General features: G+C 72.6%; 24 protein-coding genes. 12 read left to right on the top strand and 12 right to left on the bottom strand.

The annotated features are described in order from the left end of the window. The first annotated feature begins 121 nt into the window (after positions 1 to 121). Positions 122 to 2,404: a putative bifunctional diguanylate cyclase/phosphodiesterase gene (locus tag ACGFJ7_RS17290; RefSeq protein ID WP_392642682.1), complete on the top strand. Its 2,283-nt coding sequence runs from the start codon at positions 122 to 124 to the stop codon at positions 2,402 to 2,404. A 148-nt stretch (positions 2,405 to 2,552) separates the two neighbouring features. Here the strand turns inward: ACGFJ7_RS17290 and ACGFJ7_RS17285 are convergent, their stop codons facing one another. From ACGFJ7_RS17285 to ACGFJ7_RS17275, 3 genes are read right to left on the bottom strand one after another with little or no spacing between them, the layout of a single operon-like run. Then, complete coding sequence (locus tag ACGFJ7_RS17285) at positions 2,553 to 3,485, bottom strand: sugar kinase (protein WP_392642681.1); 933 nt, start codon at positions 3,483 to 3,485, stop codon at positions 2,553 to 2,555. Next, the gene (locus ACGFJ7_RS17280; RefSeq protein WP_392642680.1) at positions 3,482 to 4,117 is read right to left on the bottom strand and encodes a bifunctional 4-hydroxy-2-oxoglutarate aldolase/2-dehydro-3-deoxy-phosphogluconate aldolase; all 636 of its coding nucleotides are present in this window, start codon (positions 4,115 to 4,117) and stop codon (positions 3,482 to 3,484) included. The genes ACGFJ7_RS17285 and ACGFJ7_RS17280 overlap by 4 nt, the downstream gene beginning before the upstream one ends. After that, positions 4,107 to 4,706, bottom strand: a complete 600-nt coding sequence (locus ACGFJ7_RS17275) for a hypothetical protein (RefSeq protein ID WP_360240521.1) — start codon at positions 4,704 to 4,706, stop codon at positions 4,107 to 4,109. The genes ACGFJ7_RS17280 and ACGFJ7_RS17275 overlap by 11 nt, the downstream gene beginning before the upstream one ends. Before the next feature lie 171 nt (positions 4,707 to 4,877). Between ACGFJ7_RS17275 and ACGFJ7_RS17270 the strand changes: the two genes are divergently transcribed. Beyond that, positions 4,878 to 5,780 carry an NADP-dependent oxidoreductase gene (locus tag ACGFJ7_RS17270; RefSeq protein WP_360240518.1) on the top strand — a complete coding sequence of 301 codons (903 nt, stop codon included), beginning with the start codon at positions 4,878 to 4,880 and terminating at the stop codon, positions 5,778 to 5,780. Here the strand turns inward: ACGFJ7_RS17270 and ACGFJ7_RS17265 are convergent. Further along, complete coding sequence (locus tag ACGFJ7_RS17265) at positions 5,770 to 6,462, bottom strand: SDR family NAD(P)-dependent oxidoreductase (protein WP_360240515.1); 693 nt, start codon at positions 6,460 to 6,462, stop codon at positions 5,770 to 5,772. The genes ACGFJ7_RS17270 and ACGFJ7_RS17265 overlap by 11 nt on opposite strands. An 87-nt stretch (positions 6,463 to 6,549) precedes the next feature. Between ACGFJ7_RS17265 and ACGFJ7_RS17260 the strand changes: the two genes are divergently transcribed. Continuing rightward, positions 6,550 to 7,398 carry a helix-turn-helix transcriptional regulator gene (locus ACGFJ7_RS17260; protein ID WP_360240512.1) on the top strand — a complete coding sequence of 283 codons (849 nt, stop codon included), beginning with the start codon at positions 6,550 to 6,552 and terminating at the stop codon, positions 7,396 to 7,398. On the opposite strand, the gene ACGFJ7_RS17255 is transcribed toward ACGFJ7_RS17260, so the two are convergent. Then, entirely contained in the window at positions 7,370 to 8,251 is an 882-nt protein-coding gene (locus ACGFJ7_RS17255) for a TetR/AcrR family transcriptional regulator C-terminal domain-containing protein (RefSeq protein WP_392642679.1), read from the bottom strand. The genes ACGFJ7_RS17260 and ACGFJ7_RS17255 overlap by 29 nt on opposite strands. 114 nt (positions 8,252 to 8,365) lie before the next feature. On the opposite strand from ACGFJ7_RS17255, the gene ACGFJ7_RS17250 reads away from it, so the two are divergent. Next, positions 8,366 to 9,559 carry an FAD-dependent monooxygenase gene (locus ACGFJ7_RS17250; protein ID WP_392642678.1) on the top strand — a complete coding sequence of 398 codons (1,194 nt, stop codon included), beginning with the start codon at positions 8,366 to 8,368 and terminating at the stop codon, positions 9,557 to 9,559. Positions 9,560 to 10,439: 880 nt separating this feature from the next. Here ACGFJ7_RS17250 and ACGFJ7_RS17245 read toward each other — a convergent pair. From ACGFJ7_RS17245 to ACGFJ7_RS17235, 3 genes are all read right to left on the bottom strand, one after another. Beyond that, positions 10,440 to 10,670, bottom strand: a complete 231-nt coding sequence (locus ACGFJ7_RS17245; RefSeq protein ID WP_360240502.1) for a hypothetical protein — start codon at positions 10,668 to 10,670, stop codon at positions 10,440 to 10,442. A 118-nt stretch (positions 10,671 to 10,788) separates the two neighbouring features. After that, positions 10,789 to 10,977, bottom strand: a complete 189-nt coding sequence (locus ACGFJ7_RS17240; protein WP_392642677.1) for a YciI family protein — start codon at positions 10,975 to 10,977, stop codon at positions 10,789 to 10,791. Positions 10,978 to 11,106: 129 nt separating this feature from the next. Continuing rightward, the gene (locus ACGFJ7_RS17235) at positions 11,107 to 11,946 is read right to left on the bottom strand and encodes an LD-carboxypeptidase (protein WP_392642676.1); all 840 of its coding nucleotides are present in this window, start codon (positions 11,944 to 11,946) and stop codon (positions 11,107 to 11,109) included. 125 nt (positions 11,947 to 12,071) lie between these two features. On the opposite strand from ACGFJ7_RS17235, the gene ACGFJ7_RS17230 reads away from it, so the two are divergent. Together ACGFJ7_RS17230 and ACGFJ7_RS17225 are read left to right on the top strand one after the other, a co-directional pair. Next, entirely contained in the window at positions 12,072 to 12,656 is a 585-nt protein-coding gene (locus tag ACGFJ7_RS17230; RefSeq protein ID WP_392642675.1) for a cysteine hydrolase family protein, read from the top strand. A gap of 7 nt (positions 12,657 to 12,663) precedes the next feature. Continuing rightward, positions 12,664 to 13,548 (top strand): GlxA family transcriptional regulator, encoded by an 885-nt coding sequence (locus ACGFJ7_RS17225; RefSeq protein ID WP_392642674.1) that lies wholly within the window; start codon positions 12,664 to 12,666, stop codon positions 13,546 to 13,548. On the opposite strand, the gene prfH is transcribed toward ACGFJ7_RS17225, so the two are convergent. Continuing rightward, on the bottom strand, positions 13,528 to 14,142 hold the full coding sequence (prfH, locus tag ACGFJ7_RS17220) for a peptide chain release factor H (protein ID WP_392642673.1): 615 nt from the start codon (positions 14,140 to 14,142) through the stop codon (positions 13,528 to 13,530). The genes ACGFJ7_RS17225 and prfH overlap by 21 nt on opposite strands. Next, the gene (locus ACGFJ7_RS17215; RefSeq protein WP_392642672.1) at positions 14,142 to 15,209 is read right to left on the bottom strand and encodes an RNA ligase RtcB family protein; all 1,068 of its coding nucleotides are present in this window, start codon (positions 15,207 to 15,209) and stop codon (positions 14,142 to 14,144) included. Before ACGFJ7_RS17215 ends, prfH begins: the two co-directional genes overlap by 1 nt. A 92-nt stretch (positions 15,210 to 15,301) precedes the next feature. On the opposite strand from ACGFJ7_RS17215, the gene ACGFJ7_RS17210 reads away from it, so the two are divergent. Further along, positions 15,302 to 15,859 (top strand): nucleotidyltransferase family protein, encoded by a 558-nt coding sequence (locus tag ACGFJ7_RS17210; RefSeq protein WP_360240481.1) that lies wholly within the window; start codon positions 15,302 to 15,304, stop codon positions 15,857 to 15,859. Further along, the gene (locus tag ACGFJ7_RS17205; protein ID WP_360240478.1) at positions 15,852 to 16,970 is read left to right on the top strand and encodes an XdhC family protein; all 1,119 of its coding nucleotides are present in this window, start codon (positions 15,852 to 15,854) and stop codon (positions 16,968 to 16,970) included. Before ACGFJ7_RS17210 ends, ACGFJ7_RS17205 begins: the two co-directional genes overlap by 8 nt. Here ACGFJ7_RS17205 and ACGFJ7_RS17200 read toward each other — a convergent pair. Continuing rightward, positions 16,951 to 18,294, bottom strand: a complete 1,344-nt coding sequence (locus ACGFJ7_RS17200) for a hypothetical protein (protein ID WP_360240475.1) — start codon at positions 18,292 to 18,294, stop codon at positions 16,951 to 16,953. The genes ACGFJ7_RS17205 and ACGFJ7_RS17200 overlap by 20 nt on opposite strands. A 98-nt stretch (positions 18,295 to 18,392) precedes the next feature. Between ACGFJ7_RS17200 and ACGFJ7_RS17195 the strand changes: the two genes are divergently transcribed. Genes ACGFJ7_RS17195 through ACGFJ7_RS17185 form a run of 3 tightly spaced genes read left to right on the top strand, consistent with a single transcriptional unit; the run spans position 18,393 to position 21,168 of the window. Continuing rightward, a complete protein-coding gene (locus ACGFJ7_RS17195; RefSeq protein WP_392642671.1) occupies positions 18,393 to 19,298 on the top strand; it encodes a hypothetical protein in 906 nt (301 codons plus the stop codon). Between the two features lie 36 nt (positions 19,299 to 19,334). Further along, on the top strand, positions 19,335 to 20,495 hold the full coding sequence (locus ACGFJ7_RS17190; protein WP_392642670.1) for a sensor histidine kinase: 1,161 nt from the start codon (positions 19,335 to 19,337) through the stop codon (positions 20,493 to 20,495). Positions 20,496 to 20,541: 46 nt separating this feature from the next. After that, positions 20,542 to 21,168: a response regulator gene (locus tag ACGFJ7_RS17185; RefSeq protein ID WP_392642669.1), complete on the top strand. Its 627-nt coding sequence runs from the start codon at positions 20,542 to 20,544 to the stop codon at positions 21,166 to 21,168. Positions 21,169 to 21,264: 96 nt separating this feature from the next. Here the strand turns inward: ACGFJ7_RS17185 and ACGFJ7_RS17180 are convergent, their stop codons facing one another. Continuing rightward, positions 21,265 to 21,387 (bottom strand): ribosomal protein bL36, encoded by a 123-nt coding sequence (locus tag ACGFJ7_RS17180; RefSeq protein ID WP_127501833.1) that lies wholly within the window; start codon positions 21,385 to 21,387, stop codon positions 21,265 to 21,267. 186 nt (positions 21,388 to 21,573) lie between these two features. Between ACGFJ7_RS17180 and ACGFJ7_RS17175 the strand changes: the two genes are divergently transcribed. Then, positions 21,574 to 23,220: a S8 family serine peptidase gene (locus tag ACGFJ7_RS17175; protein WP_392642668.1), complete on the top strand. Its 1,647-nt coding sequence runs from the start codon at positions 21,574 to 21,576 to the stop codon at positions 23,218 to 23,220. The last annotated feature ends 85 nt before the right edge of the window (positions 23,221 to 23,305 follow it).

Genomic DNA, 23,305 nt, shown 5'->3' with positions numbered 1-23,305 from the left:
GGACGTACCGCGCCTGTCCGGAAAAGTCGGTCAAATCCCCTGGGGTTCGGGGCTGAATGTCCGAACGGCCGGTACATCACAACCGCTTTACCACCGGGTTCGCCCGCCGATGGGCACTGACATGACCAACGCCCGCGGTCTCGGACCGTCCGCAGCGCGCCTGCACCTGGTGCTGGGCGTCGCGCTGCTCGCGGTCCTGGCGGCCGGCCCGGTCTGGGCGCAGGTCCCGGCCACGGCGTTGATCATGGTGCTGGGCGTCGTCGCCCTGCACGTCGGCCCGCACCGGCATCTTCCGGCCGACCAGCGCACGCCGTGGCGGTACATCCGTTACGCGGCGTACCTGTTCGTCGTGGCCAGCGTCATCCGGGCCGCCGTGCCGAGCACGATGACCACACCGCCCACGATGATGGCGCTGATCCCGAACGCCTTCGTCGTACCCGCGTACATCCTGCTCGGCGCCGGTTTCAGCGGCATGCTGCGCCGCCGCCGCGCGGCCGACGACGATCCCGCCCGCATCGACGCCCTGCTCGTGGGCCTGGCCGGCGCGTTCCTGACCTGGACCTTCGTAATCGCGCCGGCGATCGACGGCACCGGGATGACCGTCGTGCGGGTGGTCGACGCGTTCTTCCCGATCATCGACGTGGTCCTGCTGGTGCTCATCGCCCAGCTCCTGCTGGCCGGCGGCGCCCGCCAGCCGGCGCTGTGGATGCTCGTCGTCGCCTCGGCCGACATGTTCGTGGCCGATCTGCTCTTCACGCTGCGCGACGCCGAGATGGTCTCGGCGTCGCAGCATGTCGTGGACGTCCTGTTCGCCGCCATGTTCGTGGCCATTCCGGCCGCCGCGCTGCACCCGTCCATGCGTACGCTCACCCAGCCTCAAAAGATCGTGGTCCGGGATCTGAGCCGCATGCGGTTGGCCGTGATCGCCACCGTGATGGTCGTGCCGACCGTGGTGGCCACCCTGATGCCGCTCGGCAGCCTCACCAACAACCTGGTCCGGGCACTGCTGTGCGCGCTGGTCGTGGTGGCCGTGCTGGTACGTGTGGTCCGCTCCAACAACTCGCGGGTCCGGGCCGAGCGGGCCAACCGCCGCCGCGCCACCCACGACGCCCTCACCGACCTGCCCAACCGCGAACTGCTCGCCGAGACCGTGGCGGGCTGGGCCGGCCGGGTGGCCGACGAGGGGCAGGAGATCAGCCTGCTCTTCCTCGACCTCGACCGCTTCAAGATGATCAACGACCATTGGGGGCACGGCGTCGGCGACGAGCTGCTCTGCGAGGTCGCCGGCCGGTTGAGCGCCCAGGTCCGTACGCAGGACATCGTCGCCCGGATCGGCGGCGACGAGTTCGTGATCGCGCTGGCCAGCCCGTCGCATCTGCGGTTGGCCGACTCGCTGGCCGAACGGCTGCTGGTCGAGCTGGCCCGCCCGTTCCGGCTGACCGTGGGCGAGGTGGTCATCTCGGCCTCGATCGGCGTGGCCAAGTCGCACGGCGGCGCGCACGCCCTGGAACTGATCCGGGACGCCGACACCGCCATGTACAAGGCCAAGGGGTCGGGCCGCAACGCGGTGGCGCTCTTCGACACCTCGCTGCGCGATCAGGTCCGCGACCGGGTGAAGCTCGAGCAGGCGCTGCGCGGCGCCGGTGAGCGCGGCGAGCTGGCCGTGCACTTCCAGCCCATCGTCGACGTACGCTCCGGTGAGCTGGACGGCTTCGAGGCGCTGATGCGCTGGAACTCGGCCGAGCACGGCTTCGTCCGGCCCGACGAGTTCATCCCGATCGCCGAGGAGACCGGCATGATCGTGGAGATGGGTGAGTGGCTGCTCCGCGAGTCGGTCCGGCAGCTCATCGAGTGGCAGGCCCTGCGCCGCCCCGGCGACCGCCGGCTGCACGTCTCGGTGAACGTGGCGGTCCGGCAGCTGCGCGACGGCTCCCTGGTCAACGTCGTCGACGACGTGCTGCGCGAGACCGGCCTGACGCCGTCCAGCCTCTGGCTGGAGATCACCGAGTCCGGCGTCATGGAGGACATCGAGACCGCCCTGCTCACGCTCAACGCCCTGCACGCGCTGGGCGTGGTGCTGTGCATCGACGATTTCGGTACGGGCTACTCGTCACTGAGTTACCTGCATCGCCTCCCGGTCGGCGTCGTGAAGATCGACCGCGCTTTCATCAGCCGCATCGGCGAGGACGGCGGCGACGAGCCCATCGTCCGGGCCGTCCTGGCCATGACCCACGCCATGGGTCACCTCGTCGTCGCCGAGGGCGTCGAGACCCAGGCCCAGCGGGATTGGCTGTACGGCCAGGGCTGCGACCTGATCCAGGGCTGGTTCTACGGCAAGGCCGACCGCCCCGAGAACCTGACCCACTGGATCCGCCCGCAACCCCAGCAGGCCTTCAGCGCGTAGCCGCTCACAGCACCACGTTGAGCAGGACAGTCAGCAGAACCGAGGCCAGGACCGAGAAGAGGATCATGCCGAGGCAGCCGAGCGGGCCGCCCAGGACCCGGACTTCCGTGTTTCCGATGCGCATGGGGGTGGAATACCCCCGGCGTTCTCAGCGATGCACGTCGTCGCCGGTCAGCGCGGTCAGGTCGGCCCGGGTGGGCGCGCCCTCGCAGTCGCCCGGGACGGTGACGGCGAAGGCGCCGGCCGCGATCGCGGTGGTCAGGCGGGCCGCCGGGGCCGCGCCGGCCAGCCGGTCGGCCAGGTAGCCGGCGACGAAGGCGTCGCCGGCGCCGACCGGGTCGACCACCGTGACCGGCAGGACCGGCAGCTCGTGGCGTTCGCCGTCGATCAGGGCGCGGCAGCCGCGGGCGCCGTCCTTGACGACCACCTCGGACGGTCCCAGCTTGGCCAGGGCGCCCAGCAGGTCGTCGGTGTCGACGAACAGCTCGGCCTCCTCGGGCGACGCGAAGACCACGTCGGCCCGCGAGACCAGGTCTCGCAGGACCGGGGCGGCGTCGAAGCGGCTCCACAGTTTCGAGCGGTAGTTGACGTCGACCGACACCGGAACGCCGGCCGCGCGGGCCGTCTCGACCGACTGGAAGACGGCGGCCCGGGCCGTCTCGCTCAGCGCGGGCGTGATGCCGGTGACGTGGACGACGCCGGCCGAGGTCAGCTCGGCCGAGGGCACGTCGGCCGGGGAGAGCCGCGAACCGGCGCTGCCGGCGCGGTGGTAGTCGACCTGCGCGAACTGCGCCGACCGCTTGTGCCGCACCATCAGGCCGGTGAAGGCCTCGTCGGTGATGGCGAGGGCTCGTACACCCGAAGCCGTCAGACGCTCGGCGATCAGCGCGCCCGTCGCGTCCGGCCCGACCCGCCCGAGCCAGGTGGCCTGGCCGCCGAGACGGGCCACGCCCACCGCGACGTTGCTCTCGGCGCCGCCGATGCCGAAGGAGAAGCTCTTGGCGTACGTCAAGGGGCCGATGCCGTCCGCGGCGACCAGGCCCATGGTTTCACCGAAGGTGAAAAGACCCGGGCCGGTCATGAGCGGGCGAACGCGACCGCGCTGACCGCGTGCCGCGCGCGGGCGGCCAGGGCGTGCATGTTGCCGCCGGTGGCGGCGTCGCCGATCAGCGGCGATCCGACGCCGACCGCCTTGGCCCCGGCGAACAGCCAGTCGGCGATGTCCTCGATCTTGATGCCGCCGGTGGGCATGACCGGGATCTGCGGCAGCGGCCCGCGGACGTCACGCAGGAAGGACGGGCCGAGGCCGGCGGCCGGGAAGAGCTTCACGAGCTCGGCGCCGGCGCGGTAGGCCGCGTACATCTCCGTGGGTGTGCTCGTGCCCGGATAGAACGGCACCTCGGAGCCGGCCACGAGCTCGGCGTCGATCACCGGCGAGACGAGAAACTCGGCGCCGGCGTCGACCGCCGCCTTGGCGTCGTCGGCGGTCAGGACCGTGCCGGCGCCGATCGCGACCGAGGCGGGCAGCTGGCGCCGGAGCCCGGCGATGGCCTCGACGGCGCCGCGGGAGGTCAGCGTGACCTCCATGGCGGTGATGCCGGAGTCGACCAGCACCTCGGCGACGGCGGAGAAGTAGTCGGCGGACGGTGCACGCAGGATCGCGACGATCCCGCTGCGGATGACGGCGGCGGTGGTTTCGCTCCTATCGGTCACGACTCAGATCCTGCCGGACATCGGCCGAACCCTCTAGAGGCTGCGTCTGTGGTTGCCGTCGCAGCAGCGACCGCGCGCGCCCGTTGAGCGACTCGGCCTCGACCGGCGGCGTGGCCTCTATCCGCAGCTCCTCGCGGATCGCCGCCTCGAACTGCTGCATCACGAGCGGCACCTGGGTCAGCAATTCACGGAAATGAATTTGCGGTTGTACGCCGGACACCGCGGCCGGGTTCATGTCGCTGTGCAGCTGCTGCAGGAGCAGGTGCACGGCGAGCGCGGCGCTGCGCACCGGCCCGGAGGCGAGCAGCCGCACCTGCATGAGGGCCGGCCCGACCTCGTCGACGTAGGCCAGCGGCGAGGCCGGCTTGGTGCCGGCGTCGTAGGCGGTGCGCAGGCTGTAGGTGTCGCGCTCGAAGACGGCGAGCAGGGCGACGTACGCGGCCTTGCGCTCCTCGTACCACCGCCGGGTGCGCCGCCGGCGACTGCGCAGGCTGGTGGTGCGGGCGGTCACGAGCTGGACGGTCGCGGCTCCGGCCAGGGCGAACACGGCGGCGATGAGGGGCAGCCCCCACCACGGGATCTCAGACACGCGATAACGGTATCGACGCCGCGCCCGGCGGGCTCGGGGCGGCCGGGGATCGTGACCGCCCGGCGATGATTTACCACCTATCCGGCCATCCGGGACGGCGCAGCGTCGATGATCCGTCACGCTCAGTGATTCCCTTGACCTTAAGGTAGGTCGAGGTTGCAGTGTCGACTCATGAGAGCAGCCGTCTTCGATGAGTTCGGTCCGCCGTCGGTTCTCCGCGTCACCGATCTGCCCGATCCGGTGCCCGGCCCGGGGCAGGTGCGGGTCCGGGTGCGCGCGGCCGGGGTGCAGCCGTTCGACGTGGCCGTCCGGCGCGGCCGCATGCCCTGGGCCAAGGTCACTTTTCCGCAGACCATCGGGCAGGAGTACGCCGGGGAGGTCGATCACGTGGGTGCGGGTGTCGAGCGCGTCGCGGCGGGGGACGCCGTGCTCGGTTCGACCATGCTGAACGGCGCCGCCGAGTTCGTGGTGGTTCCCGCCGCCGACGTCGTGCCCAAGCCGGCAAGCCTGGACTTCGCCACCGCGGCCGCCCTGGTCGCGGCCGCGCAGACCGCCAGTGGGTCGCTGCTGGAGCTGGGCGTCGGCCCCGACGACGTGCTGCTCGTGCACGGCGCCTCGGGCAGCGTCGGCACGGTCGCCACCCAGCTCGCCCGCCTGGCCGGGGCCACCGTGATCGGGACGGCGAGCCCGGCCCGCCACGACTGGTTGCGGCAGATCGGTGCCGTCCCCGTCGCGTACGGGCCGGGGCTCGCCGACGACGTCCGTGCCCTCGGTCTCGCGCCGACCGTCGCTCTCGACACCGCCGGCGGCGAGACCCTCGCGCAGTCGGCTGAGCTGGGCGTTCCGCTCGACCGGATCGGCACGATCGCCGATGACCGGGCCGCGGCCGAGGTGGGCGCCCGCGTGGTCCGGGCCGGCCGCGACCCGAAACGCCTGGCCGAGGTGATCGGCCTGGCGGCTCAGGGCCGGATTCTCATCGAGGTGCGCCCGTACCCGCTGGACCGGATCGCCGAGGCGCACGCCGCCGTGGAGTCCCGGCACAGCGGCGGAAAGGTGGTCCTGCTCATCGGGTGAGGTCGTGCCGGTCGATGAAGCGGCCCGAGCCGTGGCCGGGGCCTTCCGTGGCCAGGGCGACCACGGCGTCCGTACCCTCGGTGACGGTTTGTGGTCCGGAGTGGCCGTTGAAGTCGGTGGCCGTGTAACCCGGGTCGGCGGCGTTGACGCGTACGTCGGGAAGGGCCTTGGCGTACTGGTTCGTCAACATCGTCAGGGCCGCCTTGGACGAGGTGTACGCGGGCGCGATGACGTGCGACTCGGGCCGGGACGGGTCGTTCGTGTGCTCGAGAGACCCCATCCCGCTGCTCACGTTGACGATGACCGGGTCGGCCGAGCGGCGCAGCAGCGGCAGGAACGCGGTAGTGGCCCGGACCACACCGGCCACGTTGACGTTCAGCACGTCGAGCACCTCGCCGCCGGTGAGCCCGCTCGGATCCCCCATCGGGCCCGATACGCCCGCGTTGTTGATGAGCACGTCGACCAGCCCTTCGTGCTCCTGGACGTCCTTGGCGGCGGCGGCCACCGAGGCGTCGTCGGTGACGTCGATGGGCACGAAGCGGGCGCCCAGGGCTTCGGCCGCCGCGGCGCCGAGGGCGGGGTTGCGGGCGCCGACGACGACGGTGTGGCCGAGGGCGATGAGGCGGCGGGCGGTCTCGTAGCCGAGGCCCTTGTTGGCCCCGGTGATGAAGGTGATCGTCATGCCGTCGATGCAACGCCTGATCGGGGGTGTCTTCCAGAGAAAGCCAGTACCACCTTCGCGGCCGCCGGCGGAGGAACAATGGTCGTCATGACAGCTCTCGGCACGACGATCCGGGGCTGGCGGGAACGGTTGTCGCCGGCCGCCGCCGGCCTGCCGGCCCGGCACGGGCGCCGGGCCGCCGGCCTGCGCCGGGAGGAACTGGCCGAACTCGCCGGCGTCTCGGTCGACTACGTGGTCCGCCTCGAGCAGAGCCGGGCCACCACGCCGTCGGCCCAGGTCACGGCGGCGCTGGCCCGGGCCCTGCAGCTCACCCCGGACGAGCGCGACCACCTGTTCCGGCTGGCCCGGCTCACCCCGCCGGCGCACGATCAGATCGCCGACCACATCCCGCCCGGCGTGCAGCGGGTGGTGACCCGGCTCGGTGACACGGCCGCCGCCGTCTTCGCGGCCGACTGGCAGTTGCTGTGGTGGAACCGGGGCTGGGCCGGCCTGCTGGGCGACCCGTCGGCGTCGCCGCGCGGCCTGCGCAACTTCGCCCGCGACAACTTCCCGGTCGGTGACGGTGGCCCCCACCTGTCCCGGTGGCCGGTCACCACCCGGGACCCCGGCGGCACCAGGGCGGCCATCGTCTCCGACCTGAGGCGGGCCACCGGCCGCTTCCCGCACGACCGGCGGCTGGCGGTGCTCGTGCGTGAGCTGCGCGAGGGCAACGACGAGTTCGCCGCGCTGTGGGCGGCCGGCGCGGTCGGCGCCCACCGGGAGGACCGCAAGGTGATCGAGCATCCGTCGGCCGGGCCGATCACCGTCGACTGCGACACCCTGACCGACGGCGACGCCGAGCTGAAGATCGTGATCATGACGGCCGTGCCCGGCAGCGAGGACGAGACGAAGCTGCGGCTGGCCACGATCAGCCCCGTGCCTGTACGAACAGGCTGAGCCCGTCCAGCATGCGGGCCAGGCCGAACTCGAAGACCAGGTCGAGCCCGAACTCGAAGCCCTCCTCGGTGAGCTGCTGGAAGTGGCTCATCCGGTTGGTGTCCATCACCTCGGTCAGGGTGGTCGCCTGCGTGTCCATCCACTGCTCGTTGGTCAGCCCGGTCTCGCGGACGGCCTCGGCCTCCGGTTCCAGCCCGTTGGCCACGCCGCGGACGAAGGTGAAGAGCACGATCTGCACGTACATGCGCTCCTCGAGGTCGAGCCCGGTGCCGTCGAAACAGGCCAGCACCCATTCGCTGAGCCGGAGCCCGTTCGGCGCGATCTGCGGCCGGGTGATCGACATCGACGAGCTGAGCCACGGGTGACGCTGGAAGACCGCCCACTCCTGCCGGGCGGCCAGCTCGATCGCCGGCCGCCAGCCGCCCGGATGCCGCCGGGGCAGCCGGATCTCGCCCAGCGCCTTGTCGATCATCGCGACGATCAGGTCGTCGCGGCTCGGCACGTAGCGGTAGAGCGACATCGTGGCCGCCCCGAGCTCGGCCGCGAGCCGGCGCATGGTCAGCTCGGCCAGCCCGAGCCGGTCGGCCACGTCGATGGCGGTGGCCACGATCCGCTCCCGGGTCAGCTCGTGCTCCCGGCGCGGCGCCGGACCCGCGACCACGGTGCCCACGCCGGGCCGGGCCACGGTCAGCCCTTCGTCGCGCAGGGCCGCGTGGGCCCGGGTCGCGGTGGCGATCGCGACCCCCCACTCCTTGGTGAGGGCCCGGGCCGACGGCACCCGGTCACCCGGCCGCAGCTCGCCCGACTCGATCCGCCGCCGCACGTCCTCGACGATCCTCCGGTACGGATGCACTAGTACACCTCCTGGGTCGACCCACCGCCGTACTAGTACACGTTGCCCTGTCGCCGGTCCGCTTCCTACGCTCGGCTAGTACACCAACGTACACCGTACGCAGAGGAGCGGGAAATGCGCGTACTCATCTCCGGCGCCGGCATCGCCGGCCCGGCCCTGGCGTTCTGGCTGCACCGGGCCGGCGCCGACGTCACCATCGTCGAGAAGGCGCCCGGCCTGCGCCCCGGCGGCCAGGCGGTAGACGTCCGCGGGGTGGCTCGCGGCGTCGTCGAGAACATGGGCCTGATGCCGGCCATCCGGGCCAGCCGCGTCGACGAGCGGGGCATCGCCCTGGTCGACAACCGCGGCCGCCGCCTGGCCGAGATGCCGGCCGACCTGTTCGGCGGCGAGGGCATCGTCGCCGAGATCGAGATCTCCCGCGGCGACCTCTCCCGGATCCTCGTCGAGGCCACCGCGACCATGGCCGACTACCGCTTCGGCGACCGCATCACCGCCCTGACCCCGGACGGCCGGGCGACCTTCCAGAGCGGAGGCAGCGCCCGATACGACGTGATCGTCGGCGCCGACGGCGTCCACTCCGGCGTGCGCGCCCTGGCGTTCGGCCCCGAGCCGGACTTCGTACGCCCGCTGGGCGGCTACGGCGCCCTGTTCACCGTGCCGGCCCCCGACGACCTGAACCATTGGGCCCACATGTACAACGCCCCCGGCGGCCGGGTGGCCCTGATCCGCCCCACCGTCGAGGGCCGGGCCATGGCCGCCCTGAACTTCCTGTCCAGGACCCGGTACGGCCGGTTGAGCCGCGAGGAGCAACAGCGGCTGATCGCGCGCAACCTGGAAGGCGCCGGCTGGAAGGTCCCGTCGCTGCTGGCCGCGATGCCGACCGCCGCCGACTTCTACTTCGACTCGATCGACCAGGTACACGTCGACACCTGGTCCCGAGGCCGAACCGTCCTGCTGGGCGACGCCGGATATTGCGGCTCCCCACTGGCCGGCCTGGGCACCAGCATGAGCCTGGTCGGCGCCTACGTGCTGGCCGGCGAACTGGCCACCCACGGGGACCCGGAGGCCGCTTTCCCCGCCTACCAGAACGCGATGGCCTCCTACGTGGCCGAGGGCACCCGCCTGCCGCCCGGCGGCATGCACGCCTTCGCCCCCAAGAGCCGCCTCATGATCCGCGCCCGGGCCGCATCGATGCGCTCGATGTCCCGCTGGCCGATGCGCCAGCTCCTGGCCAAGCAGTTCGGAAAGTCCGACGCCATAACGCTGAAGCCCTACACCTTCGCTGCCCTCCAAACCCCCAAGCCGTGAAGCCGCCCCCGCCGGCCTCCGGGATGGCTCCATCATTGCGTGCGCCGCAGGAGCGCGGGGGAGGGCTGTGGACAACTCCGGGACTGTGGAAAACGGGTCGTTGCCACGAGGAGGTGATAGGACTGTCAGGCGGCGAAACCGAGGTCCTGTGGCCGCGAAGGCAGTGCCGCCCGCCGCAAGCCCAGCCTGATCATGTCGCCCTTTGTCCCCCGCACATGGACGAAGGGACTACGCGATCCGTCTTTCTCCCAAGGGTCACCGCGACTGTGGGAGTCAGGCGGAGGAGGGCGGTTCGGCGGCTATGCGGGCCGGAACTACTACGAGGAGGAGGCTCAGGGAGTTGGCGACCGCGCTGCCGGTCGCGTAGTGCGGGATCGCGGCGTTGAGTGCGGGCGACGAAGCCGGGGATGGCCTGGTCGTCCAAGGGCAGGGCGCCGGCAGTGAGGCCGGCGGCCGCGAGCCCCAGCGTGGCTGGTGCTGACAGGTGTCTCCGGCCGGCGGTCGGCGGACCGTCGCTCAGCGGCGACTGGCCGGCGGCAGTGCCGGGTGACTCAAGTCCGCAGGCCGGCCTCGGAGACGCTGAGCGACCCTGCGCGCGTTGGGCGGCCTACGAGCGCGGGACGGCCGTGCGGGCGCTGGGTGGCCTGCGAGCGCGGGCGGCCTACGAGCGCGGGACGGCCTACGAGCGCGGGACGGCCGTGCGGGCGCTGGGTGGCCTACGAGGGCGGGTGGCCTACGAGCGCGGGACAGCCGCGCGGGCGCTGGGTGGCCTACGAGCGCGGGACAGCCGCGCGGGCGCTGGGTGGCCTACGAGCGCGGGACGGCCGTGCGAGCGCTGGGTGGCCTGCGGGCGCGGGGCGGCGACGGGCCGCCGGGTGGCTCAGGAGCGCTGGGCGGACTCGCGGGCCAGGCGTTTGCGTTCGCGCTGTTCGCGGGTGTAGCGCTTGCGGTTTTCGAGGTCTCGTTTCCACTGTTCGCGGGCGCCCTCGTCGCAGCCCTGGACGGCGTTGCGGGTCTGGGCGGGTCCGATGATGGAGCGGAACCACCAGTCGTCGAACGTGTCGTGGAACCACTGCTTCACCCGGCCGCGGCCTTCAGCGTTCTTCGCCATGACCCTCACGCCCTCCTATCGTTGCCACGCCAACTATTTGTACCCCAACTATCGGGTGGGTAACCAGCCTCCTGAGGCAATCGCGGCGGTGGTGTGGCCACCGCCACACGCGAGAGCACTACGAGCCCGGCGCGGGCGGCACCGATGTCGGTAATCCGTGTTCGACCATCGGGCGGATCTCCACCGCGCTGTGCGTGTCGCGCACCTCGGGCAGCAGCGCCGCCAAGCCCTGAACCTCGTCGAGGTCTCCCGCCTCGATCAGGTAGAAGCCGCCGAGGATCTCCGCGTACGGGCCGTCGGTGGCCACGCCCGGTTCCCGCAGGGTGGTGGCGAAGCCGCCGGCGACGCGGCGGCCGGTCGGGGGTCGCTGGCCATGTCGGTTCCTTTCGCTGGTCCTGCCGCCCCGGCGAACGGGGTTCCCCGGCAATCGACTACCTCACGAAACCGCCGCGTCCACGGTCAGGGTTCCGGCGTCCGCGTCCAGCTCGGCCATGGTTCCGACGGGCAGATTTTCACCATCCAGGCCCCCGATCAGGGGTACGGACAGAGCACCGCACCAATCGTGCAGAACGTCCAGCACGCCAGGGCCGCAGTCGGTGTACCGCCCGACGGCCACGCCCCGCAGCCCGTCGAGCCGGCCCGCGTTGCGCAGCATGGTGAGCTGCCGGTCGATGCGGCCGGCGGCCAGACCGTCCCCCTCGAGCAGCAGGATCGCCCCGCTCAGGCTGGGCAGCACCCACCCGGCGGCCGCGGCCACCTGGTCCTGGTCGCCGCCGAGGAGCACGCCCCGGGCCCGCCCGGTGGTGGTCAGCTCCCCGGTCGGCGCCTTGGGGTCGGACACCAGGGTGACCGGTTCGGCGCCGAACGCGCCGGCCGGATCGCCGCGCAGGCCGGCCAGCCCGGCCCGCTCCCACAGGGCCAGGTGCACGATCGCGCCGTCGCCGCCGGCGATGAACAGCTTCGGGTGGGCGGCGGCGGTGTTGAAGTCGAGGCGGTTCACGATCCGGTGCTCCCGCCGGTCGCCGCGCACGGCCACGAGTGCCCGCACCCCGGGGTCGCGCAGCGCCCGGTTGAGGTCCTCTGCCCGGTGCGTCTCGCTCTCCTGGAACGTGTACGCGCCGGCGCTGACCCGCAGCCCCAGCCCTTCGAGCCGCGCCCGGATCGCCTCGGCGTCCCGGCGGATCGCCGGCCCGCCGGGAGCGACCAGGCGCACCTCGTCACCGGCGCGCAGCCGCGGCGGCTGGACCACATCGACCTCGTTGTATGCAAGCCCCACGAGGGCATTATCGCGCCGCTGACCGGTACGTAGCCGCGCCGGATTGCCGCCCGTGACCGGATCGGTCCGGGGTGGGGCGTGAACGTGCCTTACGGGCGTGGCCGGCGCCGGCGAATCATCAAGGCATGACGAACGCGCTTCTGGTGATCGACGTACAGGAATCGTTCCGCGAGCGGCCGCTGTGGGCGACGCTGAACAACCCGGCTCTGATCGGCAACGTGCGGCGGCTGGTCGAGGCGGCGCGGGCGGCCGGCGACAAGGTCGTCTGGGTGTTGCACGCCGAGCCGGGCAGCGGCGGGCTCTTCGACCCCGAGAGCGGCCACGTGCGGGTGGTGGCGGAACTGGAGCCGGCCAAGGACGAGGCCGTCGTGACCAAGACCTCGCACAACGCCTTCACCACGACCAACCTCCAGCAGCTGTTGACGGCCGCCGGGGTGACCTCGGTGGCGGTGACCGGTCTGCGCACCGAGCAGTGCGTGGAGACGACGGCCCGGGTGGCCTCCGACTTCGGGTACCAGGTCACCTTCCTCACCGACGCCACCGGCACCTTCCCGATCCCGCACTGGATGGCGCCGGCCGGCCAGAGCGTCGAGGAGCTGCTGGCCGACCCGCGTACGCTGGCGGCGGCGGACGTCGTGGCCCGCACCGAGTACGCGCTGGCCGGGCGGTTCGCCGCCGTCCGAACGGTCGCCGACTATCTGGGGGAGTGACCGGATCGTGCAACGGGTGGTCTTCGTACTGACGCCGCAGTTGCATCTGCTCGATCTGGCCGGCCCGGCGCAGGTCTTCAGGACGGCGCCGGGCTACGCGCTGCACTACGTGGCCTCGGCCGCCTCGGTCCCGACCTGGCAGGGTGTCTGGCTGCAGGCCGCCGTCGGGTGGCCGGAGCTCACCCCGGACGACCTGGTGCTGGTGCCCGGCTGGCGGGACGGCTTCGACCCGCCCGGCCCGGCCCTGCTGGCCCGGATCGCCGCCCACCACGAGGCCGGCGGCACGGTGGCCAGCGTCTGCTCGGGCGCCTCCGCGCTCGGCCTGGCCGGCCTGCTCGACGGCCGGCGCTGCACGACGCACCACGACCTGCAGGAGACGCTGGCCCGCCGGCATCCGCGGGCCACGGTGATCCGCGACGTCCTGTACGTCAGCGACGGCCGCGTGGTCACCTCGGCCGGCATCGCCAGCGGCATCGACCTGGCCCTGTACCTGGTCGCCCAGCGGCACGGTCCGGCGGTGGCGGCCCGGGTGGCCCGCGAGATGGTGGTCTACGCCCGGCGCAACGGCGGCGAACAGCAGGCGTCGGCGATGCTGCGCCACCGCGGCCACCTCAGCGACGTCGTGCACCGCGTGCAGGACCGCATCGACGGATCGTTCAGCGATCCCCTGCCTCTGGCCGACCTGGCCGCCGGGGCCGGGGTGAGCGAACGCACCCTGACCCGCCTCTTCGAGGCCGCGACCGGGCAGACGCCCCTGCGCTACCAGCAGCAGTTGCGCGTCGAGCGCGCCGAATACCTGATCGGCCACGGCACCACGGTCGAGGCCGCGGCCCGGGCCGTCGGTTTCGGCGACGCCCGGATGCTGCGCCGCCTACGCGCCCGCGCCACCTGACGGCCGCTCCGTCCGGACCGGGTCGCCCCGGACCAGGTCGTCGTGGATCCGCCAGCGGGACGTCTCGACCGCGCGGGCGGCGGCCTCGTCAGCCTCCTGGAGGCGGGCTTGGAGGCGGCGCAGGGCGACGGCCCGGTTGAGGGAGAACTGTCGCTCGGTGTCGGCCACCACGACCAGGCCGGACGGGCGGTGCGTGGCGCGGACGGCCGTGCTCGCCTTGTTGCGGTGCTGACCGCCCGGGCCGCCGGTGCGGACGGGGACGATGTCGACGTCGTCCGCCGAGAAGGGGGTCGCCACGGTGTCGAACGAGCAGGGCTGGGCGGTCACGTACCAGTTCTTGCGGCCGGTCGACCGGTACGGGCTGGACGCCTGCCAGCACAGCGTCCCCGTCCAGGAGGCCGCGAAGTCGTCGTCGCCCAGCCGGACCACCGCCGACCGCAGCGTGCCCGGGCGGTCGCCGGCCACCGTCGTCAGTCGCTCGCAGCGCACGCCGTGGCGCCGGGCGTCGGCCTCCAGGCGCGGGAGCAGGCGGACCACGGCCCACGAGCACTCGAGCGGCCCGCGACCGGCCGACAGCATCAGGTGCCTGGTCATCAGTGGGCCACCGTCTTGTAGGTGACCAGCGGGACGGTGACCGCCACCGGGGTGGCCAGGTCGTGGGCGGTGAGGTCGCCGACGACCTGTTCGATGCGTTTGTACGCCGTGGGCGCCTCCTCGAACAGGAGTTGCCGGTCGCCGCAGACGACGATCGAGCCGACCGGCGTACGGCGAAGCTCCTCGACCGTGTGTTTGGCCTTGCCCCGGCGCAACGCGTCGGAGCGGGACATCTTGCGGCCGGCCCCGTGCGCCACCGAGTAGTTCGCCTCGGCGCCGGCGTGGGCCGCCACGAGAAAGGACGGGGTGCCCCGGGTGCCGGCGACCAGCACGTCGCGGCCGTCGCCCCGGGCCGCGCCCTTGCGGTGCAGGTAGGCGCCGTCGCGGACCTCGACCAGGTTGTGGCACTCGTCGACGATCGGGTCCTCGGGGGTGGCGCCGAGGGCGAGGGCGACGCGGGCGGCCATCAGGCGGCGGTTGAGCGAACCCCAGCGCACCGCGTCGTCGTGGGCGGCCAGGTAGGCCGCCGGATCCTCGGCCGGGCCGGCGCCGTGCACCTCGGTGTGCGCGCGCAGGATGCGCTCGCCGAGGCCCCGTGAGCCACTGTGGACGATGAGGATCAGGTCGCCGCGGTCCAGGCCGGGGCGTTCGGCGTGGACGGCGTCGACGCGGGCCAGCTCGACGAAGTGGTTGCCGCGGCCGACGGTGCCGAGGTGGTCGCTGTGGCCGGCCGGGATGCTCGGTTCGACGTACGACCAAGCAAGGTCGTCGGGTTGGGGGGAGTAGTCGAGGTCGGGGAACTTGCGGGCCAGCTTCTCCGCGACCGGGCGTTTGAGCCGGATCGGGAAGACGGCGATGCCGCAGCCGATGTCGGAACCGACCAGGAACGGGTAGAGAACCGTGGAGAGCATGGCGGCGCCGATCGGGGCGCCCTTGCCGGGGTGCAGGTCGGGCATGCCGGCCACGTGGAGCATGCCGTCGAGGGCGGCCACCTGGTGGCACTGGTCGACGGCACTGGACTCGATCCAGCTGGAGGGGGACGCGAAGACAGAAACCGTCGCTGACAAAACCGGCGCTCTTTCGAAAAACGGTGGAGAGGAACGGAATCGATGCTTCGTCAGTACGGGCCGTCTGCCAACTCATTTATTAGGCTTCAGGGATGACGGCCGGGTTGGTGCTCGCGGCGGGTGCGGGGCGGCGGTACGGCATGCCCAAGGCGCTCGTCCGATACTCCGGGAAGTTGTTGGTGGAGCGGGCGGTCGACACCCTGCGTGAGGCGCGGTTGTCGCCCATCGTGGTCGTGCTGGGAGCCGCCGCCGATCAGATGCCCGATCTTCCCGGCGTCGTGGTCAACCCGGACTGGGAGACGGGCATGGCGTCCTCGCTGAAGGTGGGGCTGAGCGCCCTCGAGGCGACCGAGGCCGAGGCGGCCGTGGTGCTGCTGGTCGACATGCCGGGCGTCTCGGCCGAGGCGGTCCGCCGGGTCAGCGCCTCGGCGAGCGCGGACGCGCTGGTCATGGGCGGGTACGGAAAACGGCGCGGGCACCCGGTGCTGCTCGGCCGCGAGCACTGGGCAGGTGTGGCGGCGTCCGCCACCGGGGACTCCGGAGCGCGGGACTACCTGCGCGCGCACGCCGGGCTGGTCCAGGTGGTCGCCGTGGGCGACGTATCCGATGATCTCGACCTCGACGTTCCGGAGTTGAATCCCCATGCGTGACGTACTGGATCCCCTGCTCCGCTGGTGGGCGGCGGGCGAGCCGGCCGGCCTGGCCACCGTGACCGCCACCTGGTCGAGCGCGCCTCGCCAGCCGGGCGCGGCGATGGCCGTCGGACCGGACGGCACGGTCGCCGGCAGCGTGTCCGGCGGCTGCGTGGAGGGCGCGGTCTACGAGATCTGCCGTGAGGTGGCCGAGACCGGCCAGGCCCGCACGGTCCGGTTCGGGGTGAGCGACGACGACGCGTTCGAGGTCGGCCTGACCTGCGGCGGCACCATCGAAATGCTCATCGAGCGGGTCGACCGGGAGTCCTTCCCGGAGCTGCCGGCGCTGGCCGAGGCGATCACCGCCAACCGGCCGGTCGCCCTGCTCACCCGCCTCGACGAGACCACGGCCCGGCACCTGCTGATCACCCCCGACGAGCGGAGCGGCACGCTCGGCGGTGACCGGCTCGACGACGCGGCCACCGACGACGGGCGCGGGCTGCTGGCCGCCGGCCGCACCGGGACGCTGCACTACGGCCCCAGCGGCGAACGCCGCGGCGAGGGCCTGTCGGTGCTGGTCGGCTCGTTCGCCCCGCCGGCCCGGATGCTGGTCTTCGGCGCCACCGACCACGCGGCGGCGACCGCCCGCATCGGGTCGTTCCTCGGCTACCACGTGACCGTGTGCGACGCCCGGCCGGTCTTCGCCACCAGGAAGCGTTTCCCGTCGGCCGACGAGGTCGTGGTCGACTGGCCGCACCGCTACCTGGCCGCCGAGGCCGAGGCCGGGCGCGTCGACGGGCGTACCGTCCTCTGTGTCCTGACCCACGACCCCAAGTTCGACGTGCCGGTGCTGGAGGTCGCGTTGCGGCTGCCGGTCGCCTACGTGGGCGCGATGGGCTCCCGGCGTACCCACGACGACCGGCTCAAACGGCTCGAGGAGACCGGCCTGACCGGCGACGAGACGACCCGCCTGGCGTCACCGGTCGGGCTCGACCTGGGCGCCCGCACGCCGGAGGAGACCGCGGTCAGCATCGCCGCCGAGATCGTCGCCCTGCGCTGGGGCGGCTCGGGCGCCCGGCTCACCACCACCGCCGGCCGCATCCACGGCCTCAGCCCAGAAAACCTCTGACCGCGGCCAGCCCCAGCGCCGTACGCGGGTGATAGGCCGTCCGCCACAGCCCGCCGTGCGCCGCCTCGACCGCCTCGTCGCGCCACGCCTCGGCCGCCGCCGGGCGCGGATTGCGCAGCTGGTGGACCATCAGCACGGCCATCAGGCGGTTCGCGGTCGCCGGTTCGAAGATCTCGACGTCGAAGCGGTGCGCGCCGGCGTAGGCCGCGGCCAGGATCCGGTGGGAGACGACCGATCTGGTCCGGGCCGGAGGCGCCACCGAGAAACTGACCGCGCCGTCCCGCCGGGCCAGGCTGGCCCGCCAGCGCTGAATGCGTTTGGCCAGCGCGTAGTTGGGACCCTGCTGCGGAACCAGACTGTCGTTGATGCCCGGCTCAGTGCCGTCCGGGTAGTTCGGCTGCAGAAGCCGCCCACCGGAGAGCGCGCCGGTCACCCGGGCCAGGCGCGACCGCGCGCGGAAACGTTCGGCCGACTGCGCGACGGCCGAGGACGGCACGGCGAAGACGTCCGTCGGCGTGGCGAGAAAGGCCAGGGCGACATCGTCACGGACCTTCTTGAGGTACGCCGCGAGCGCGTCCACGGTCACCGAAAGCTTGGTGTACGCGGCGCCGGGCGCGTAGACGTAGTTGCCCAGCGTCAGGCGCCCCTCCGGCCGGTCGGCCAGCCAGTGCGCGAGCCCGCCGACGTCCTCGAGCAGGTCGACACCCCGCGGCACGATCAACCGCCCGGCCGACCGAGCGGCCAGCGCCGAGATCCGGTCCTCCACACGGGGCAGGTCGACGCCGATGACAGTCGCACCCCACTCGAGCACCGCCGGAAGAGGGCCCATCTCGGCCCCGGCACCGAGCACGACCAGCTGCTGGTCGCTCAGATCGAGCCAGTCCGGGTTGTCCCGCACGGCCCGCACCGCGGTGGCGCACGACTCCTCGATCACGCCGGCCTCGACCCATTTGTCGAGCCGGCGATCGAGTGCCGCGCCTCGGAGAAGTTCTTTTCCGTACGGTAGAGCGACCTCGCGCGACGGCTTCTCGCCACCCTCGACCGTGACCGTCTCCAGCGGCTTCCCGGGCGCGGTGATCGGCACCGGCATCCGCTCGTGGACCGAGGCCAGCCCGGCGGCGGCCACCTCGTAGCCGGTCTTCGCCGTCGCGATCAACTGCCGGAAGTGCCGTGGATAGCCGCGCCGCCAATCCGGCTCCGCGGCCGCGGCACCGGCCGCCTCCGGCGAGACGGCGCGCAGGGCGTCCGCGACCACCGACCGCCCGAAGGCCGAACTGCTCGGACGGCCGGACGCGCCGGCGGGAAACGTGATCACGGGCGACATCCTCTCCTACCCCGGTAGGAGGCCGCCTCCGACCCGGGGCCGCCGTCCGGGCCGGCGGCAGGAAGAGACGGCCGTCGAACGACGCGACGCTGCCAGACATGACAACCACGACTGCCCGCACCGGCCGGCAACGCCGGCATCGGCCGCTGCTGACGCTCACCGCCGCGATGGCCGTGCTGGCGCTCGTCACCGCGGCCGGGCTCGCCGTCGACGACCGGACCCTGCTCGGCGCGAACGTCTGGCTCAAGCCGTTCAAGTTCGCCGTCAGCTTCGCGGTGTACGGCTTCACGCTGGCCTGGATCCTGTCGGTGCTGCCCCGCCGCAGCCGCCTCGCCGAATGGTCGTCCACCGTGATCGTCGCGGTCTCCGTCGTCGAGGTCGCGATCATCACGTTCCAGGCGGCCCGCGGCCACCGCAGTCACTACAACGACACGACTCCCTTCGACAGCCGCCTCTGGTCGATCATGGGCGCCTCGATCATGGTGCTGTTCGTGGCCCACCTCGTGGTCGCGGTGGTGGCCCTGAGGCAGCGCCTCCCCGACCGGGTCGCGGCGTACGGAATCCGCCTCGGCCTGCTCCTGGCCCTGCTCGGCTTCCTGGCCGCCATACCGATGGTCATGTCGACTGACACCGGCATCGACGGCATCAGCGGCGCCCACGCGGTCGGCGTGCCTGACGGCGGCCCCGGCCTGCCCCTGACCGGATGGAGCACCACCGGCGGCGACCTGCGCGTCGGCCACTTCATCGGCATGCACGGCCTGCAGGCGCTGCCGCTGCTGGCGTTCCTGCTCACCCGCACCCGCCTCGGCACGAGCCAGAGCACGCGTCTGCTGCTGACGGCCGCGTCCGCCTACGCGGCGACGGTCGCGATCGTCACGTGGCAGGCGCTGCGTGGTCAGCCCTTGCTGGCGCCCGACGCCGCGACGCTGGCGGCGGCCGGTGCTGTCGTGGTGGCCACGCTCATCGCCGGCACCCTGATCGTGCGGAGTGCGCGAGTTGGATGACCGAAGCGGCTCCGTTCGCGGCCTAGGCTGGCGGGCATGGGCTGGGTAGAGCGTCTGTTCGATCGCCGCGACGCGTGGCTGCGTCTCGTGCTGCTCGACCTCAGCGGCCTCGGCTACCTGTACCTCAACGAGCCCACCAGACCGTCCCCGCCGCAGCTGATCCTCGCGCTCGGCGCCTTCGTCGCGATCCTCGCCCTGATCCGGTGGCCGCTGGTCAGCCTGCTCGTGCAGACCGCCCTGCTCGTGCTGGCGCTCCTGCTGGTCGACGACCCGACGATCAACGTGGTCGGCTCGAGCTGGATGCTGGCCGAACTGGTGGCGTGGGCGGCCCGCCCGGTCGTCTACTGGTCCGGCACGGTGCTGCTGCTGGCGGTGCATGTCGTGCTGGGGGCCGAGCGGCCCGTCGAGCTGCTGCTGCCGGTGGGGCTGCCGCTCCTGCTCGGCCTGGTCGTGCGCACGAACCACGAGCTGGGCGAGCAGCGGCGCCGCCGCGAGGCCGAGGAGGCGCGCCGCCGGGAGTCGGAGGCGCGGGCCGACCGGGCCGACGAGCGCAGCGCGATCGCCCGGGAGTTGCACGACGTCGTGGCGCATCATGTCGCCTCGATGGTGTTGCGGGTGGGTGTCGCCCGCCATGTCGTGCCGGGCCTCGATCCTCGGATCTCCGCGGTGCTCGACGACGTCCACGGCACGGGCACGACCGCGCTGGCTGATCTCCGTCGCTTGGTCGCGGCTCTGCGAGACCCTTCCGCCGTACGCGGTGACGCCGCTTTCACCGCGATCGAGCCGGGCGCGCTGCCGGCCGCGCTCGGAGCGGCCGTGGAGCGGGCCCGCATGACCGGCCTCACCGTGGAAGCCGACATCGACGAGGCGGTCGGCGGTTTGGATGCCGTACGGGCGATGGCTGTTCTCCGCCTGACCCAGGAGGCACTGACCAACGTGGCCAAACACGCCGGCCCGGCCGCCGTGGCCCGGCTGCGCGTGAGCGTCGAGGAGGAGAACGTGTGGTGGGAGGTCGCCGATGAGGGCGGCGCTCCACCGGCGTCCGCCCCACCCGGCGGCGGCCACGGCCTGACCGGCATGCACGAGCGGGTCGCCGTCCTCGGCGGTGAACTGACCGCCGGCCCCGCCGGCTCGGGCTGGCGGGTTTCGGCAGTGCTACCCGCGCACAACGGCGCGGCGGAGGGGGCGACAGCGTGAGGCGGGAATGGCCCGGCCGGGCGGATGGCGGCGTGGGGGTGGGCGTGTGATTCGGGTGCTTCTCGTGGACGACCAGCAGCTCATTAGGGCGGGGCTGCGGATGCTGTGTGAGGCCGAGGGTGACCTCGAAGTGGTGGGGGAGGCCGGGGACGGGCGGGAGGCGATCGCTCTGGCCGAGCGGCTCCGGCCCGATGTCGTGGTGATGGATCTGCGCATGCCGGGGGTGGACGGGATCAGTGCGACCAGCCGCATCCTCGCGGGGCGGCCCGCCACGCGGGTGCTGGTGCTGACCACGTTCGGGGACGACGACCACCTCTACCCGGCGCTCACCGCGGGTGCGGCCGGGTTCCTGCTCAAGGACGCGCCGCCGTCCGAGTTGCTGGACGGGATCAGGCGGGTCGCGGCCGGGGACAGCCCGTTCAGTCAGGATGTCCTGCGGCGGCTCGTGCGGCGGGCGGTCGGGGCCGGCAGTGAGCGCCGGCGGCCGGTCGACGGGCTCACCGCGCGGGAGCGCGACGTTCTGGGGCTGGTCGGTGAGGGGCTGTCCAACGCGGAGATCGCCGAGCGGCTGCACATCGGGGTGACCACCGTGAAGACGCACATCACGGCGCTGATGACGAAGACGAACAGTCCCAACCGCGTACGGCTGGCGCTGACCGCTCACCAGGCTTGAAAACATCGAAAGGCCGGAGATCCGTGGCGGCGGATCTCCGGCCCTGCGGCTGTCAAGCTATACGATCACTGCAACGCTGTCGCGCCAGCGCGCCGGTCAGCCCTGGCGGCCGTTCCAGCGGGGGTTCTTCTTGTTGATGACCACCTGGCGGCCGCGGCGACGGGTGACGACGCTGCCCGGCTTGCTCTTCAGCGAACGCAGCGAGTTGCGGACCTTCATGGGATCTCCCTCTTTCCGCGCCGGCTTGCGGTTCGCCAGACGCAATGGAGGTAACGCCACTGGTGAGCCCCCTATTTCCGTACGGGCGAGGAATTCGGACCGATCGGTCCGGGCTGCTGGTTGCGGTCTCGGAGTGATCATCGGGCGGGCATCAGGTGGGGCCGCGCGGCGGCCGATCCGACGGGCATGCGCAAGCGAACCCTCGGGACCCTGGTCACCGCCGCCGTTGTCGCCGTGTCCGGTACGGCCGTTCCCGCCTTGGGCGCGACCGGCGAAGGGACGGTCATCGGGGCCGGCGCGCCCGGCGCGATTCCCGGGCGCTACATCGTCACGCTCGACGAGCACGCCCCCAAGGGTGACGTCGCGGCGATGGCCGCCGGTGGCGACGGCGTCTTCGTGGCCGAGATGAGCGCGAAACAGGCCCGCCGCCTCGCCGCCGACCCCGAGGTCCGCTCCATCGAGCAGGACCGCCGGCTGCGCCTGGAAGGAACTCAGCGCAACCCGAGCTGGAACCTCGACCGCATCGACCAGCGGCCGGTCAAGCTGTCCAAGTCGTTCACGCCGACCGACGACGGCAGCGCCGTCCACGCGTACGTCATCGACACCGGTATCCGGATCACCCATGCCGAGTTCGCGGGCGGCCGGGCCACCTACGGCTACGACGCGGTCGACGGCGACGGCTTCGCCGCCGACTGCAACGGGCACGGTACGCACGTGGCCGGCACCATCGGCGGCACCCGCTTCGGCGTCGCCAAGCGGGTGCGCCTGGTCGCCGTCCGGGTCCTCGACTGCGCCGGCGAGGGCTCGCTGTCGCAGGTCATCGCCGGCGTCAACTGGGTCACGGCCAACGCGGTCAAGCCGGCCGTGGCCAACATGAGCATGGGCGGCGCGTTCAGCCCGGCGCTCGAGGCCAGCATCCAGAAATCCATCAACGCGGGTGTCACCTACGTGGTGGCCGCCGGCAACGAGGACGCCAACGCCACCAACACGAGCCCGGCCGGACTGCCGGCCGCGATCACCGTGGGCGCCACCGACGGCAGGGACCGCCGGGCGGGCTTCTCCAACTTCGGGGCGTCGCTCGACCTGTTCGCGCCGGGCGTGGGCATCCGTTCCGCGTACGCCTGGAGCAATTCCGCCTCCGCGGTCATGGACGGCACCTCGATGGCCTCGCCGCACGTGGCCGGCGCGGCCGCGCTGGCCCTGGACGCCAACCCGGGGATGAGCCCGGCCCAGGTCCGCAACTACCTGGTCACCTACTCCACCAAGAACAAGGTCAAGGACGCCCACGGCTCGCCCAACCGGCTGCTCTTCGTGCCCGGGCCGCCGGCCAAGCCGGTCATCAGGTCGGCCGCCGTCGTGGTCGCCGCCAACCGCGCCGCGAAGATCACGCTGTCGGCGAGCCGCAAGGGCACGTGGAGCCTCACCGCGGGCCGCCTGCCGACCGGCCTCAAGCTCTCCGCCGGCGGCGTCATCACCGGCACGCCGACGGGCCGGGGCACGGCGAAGGTCACCGTCAAATTCACCGATTTCGTTCCGTACGCGGTCACGCGCACCCTCGCGGTGACGATCCGCAACACCGTGCCGGTCATCAACCCGGTCGCGATGCCCCAGGGCGTCGTGGGCGCCGGCTTCGAGGCGGCGCTCAGCGTCGCCGACGGGCGTGCCGGGTCGTGGTCGGTGACCGCGGGTTCGCTGCCGGAGGGACTGACGCTGCGCGCGAACGGTGTCATCGAGGGTGTGCCGGCGGTCGCGGGCGCCGGAACCTTCACGGCGGCCTTCGCGGACGGCTGGGGCAACAGGGTGATCCGCACCTACACCATCGAGGTCGCCTGAGGGTCAGGCCGGCCCGTCCCGCTCGACGACCGGGGGCACGGCATCGACGAGCGGGACGGGGGCCGGGTGCGGTGTGTTGCCCGGC

Origin of the sequence: Actinoplanes sp. NPDC048988 (genome assembly GCF_043197815.1) — a bacterium.
In the GTDB taxonomy this organism is placed as follows: domain Bacteria; phylum Actinomycetota; class Actinomycetes; order Mycobacteriales; family Micromonosporaceae; genus Actinoplanes.
The sequence above is the reverse complement of the archived record's forward strand: the minus strand, read 5'-3'. Positions and strand labels throughout refer to the sequence as shown.

What these genes read in the sequence shown, in the direction of transcription:
- ACGFJ7_RS17175 (WP_392642668.1), top strand. Translation starts at nt 21,574, where the DNA reads ATGCGCAAGCGAACCCTCGGGACCCTGGTCACCGCCGCCGTTGTCGCC.
- ACGFJ7_RS17190 (WP_392642670.1), top strand. Translation starts at nt 19,335, where the DNA reads ATGGGCTGGGTAGAGCGTCTGTTCGATCGCCGCGACGCGTGGCTGCGT.
- ACGFJ7_RS17270 (WP_360240518.1), top strand. Translation starts at nt 4,878, where the DNA reads ATGAGAGCAGCCGTCTTCGATGAGTTCGGTCCGCCGTCGGTTCTCCGC.
- prfH (WP_392642673.1), bottom strand. Translation starts at nt 14,142, where the DNA reads ATGACCAGGCACCTGATGCTGTCGGCCGGTCGCGGGCCGCTCGAGTGC.
- ACGFJ7_RS17290 (WP_392642682.1), top strand. Translation starts at nt 122, where the DNA reads ATGACCAACGCCCGCGGTCTCGGACCGTCCGCAGCGCGCCTGCACCTG.
- ACGFJ7_RS17205 (WP_360240478.1), top strand. Translation starts at nt 15,852, where the DNA reads ATGCGTGACGTACTGGATCCCCTGCTCCGCTGGTGGGCGGCGGGCGAG.
- ACGFJ7_RS17265 (WP_360240515.1), bottom strand. Translation starts at nt 6,462, where the DNA reads ATGACGATCACCTTCATCACCGGGGCCAACAAGGGCCTCGGCTACGAG.
- ACGFJ7_RS17195 (WP_392642671.1), top strand. Translation starts at nt 18,393, where the DNA reads ATGACAACCACGACTGCCCGCACCGGCCGGCAACGCCGGCATCGGCCG.
- ACGFJ7_RS17180 (WP_127501833.1), bottom strand. Translation starts at nt 21,387, where the DNA reads ATGAAGGTCCGCAACTCGCTGCGTTCGCTGAAGAGCAAGCCGGGCAGC.
- ACGFJ7_RS17260 (WP_360240512.1), top strand. Translation starts at nt 6,550, where the DNA reads ATGACAGCTCTCGGCACGACGATCCGGGGCTGGCGGGAACGGTTGTCG.
- ACGFJ7_RS17285 (WP_392642681.1), bottom strand. Translation starts at nt 3,485, where the DNA reads ATGACCGGCCCGGGTCTTTTCACCTTCGGTGAAACCATGGGCCTGGTC.
- ACGFJ7_RS17230 (WP_392642675.1), top strand. Translation starts at nt 12,072, where the DNA reads ATGACGAACGCGCTTCTGGTGATCGACGTACAGGAATCGTTCCGCGAG.
- ACGFJ7_RS17245 (WP_360240502.1), bottom strand. Translation starts at nt 10,670, where the DNA reads ATGGCGAAGAACGCTGAAGGCCGCGGCCGGGTGAAGCAGTGGTTCCAC.
- ACGFJ7_RS17250 (WP_392642678.1), top strand. Translation starts at nt 8,366, where the DNA reads ATGCGCGTACTCATCTCCGGCGCCGGCATCGCCGGCCCGGCCCTGGCG.
- ACGFJ7_RS17210 (WP_360240481.1), top strand. Translation starts at nt 15,302, where the DNA reads ATGACGGCCGGGTTGGTGCTCGCGGCGGGTGCGGGGCGGCGGTACGGC.
- ACGFJ7_RS17200 (WP_360240475.1), bottom strand. Translation starts at nt 18,294, where the DNA reads ATGTCGCCCGTGATCACGTTTCCCGCCGGCGCGTCCGGCCGTCCGAGC.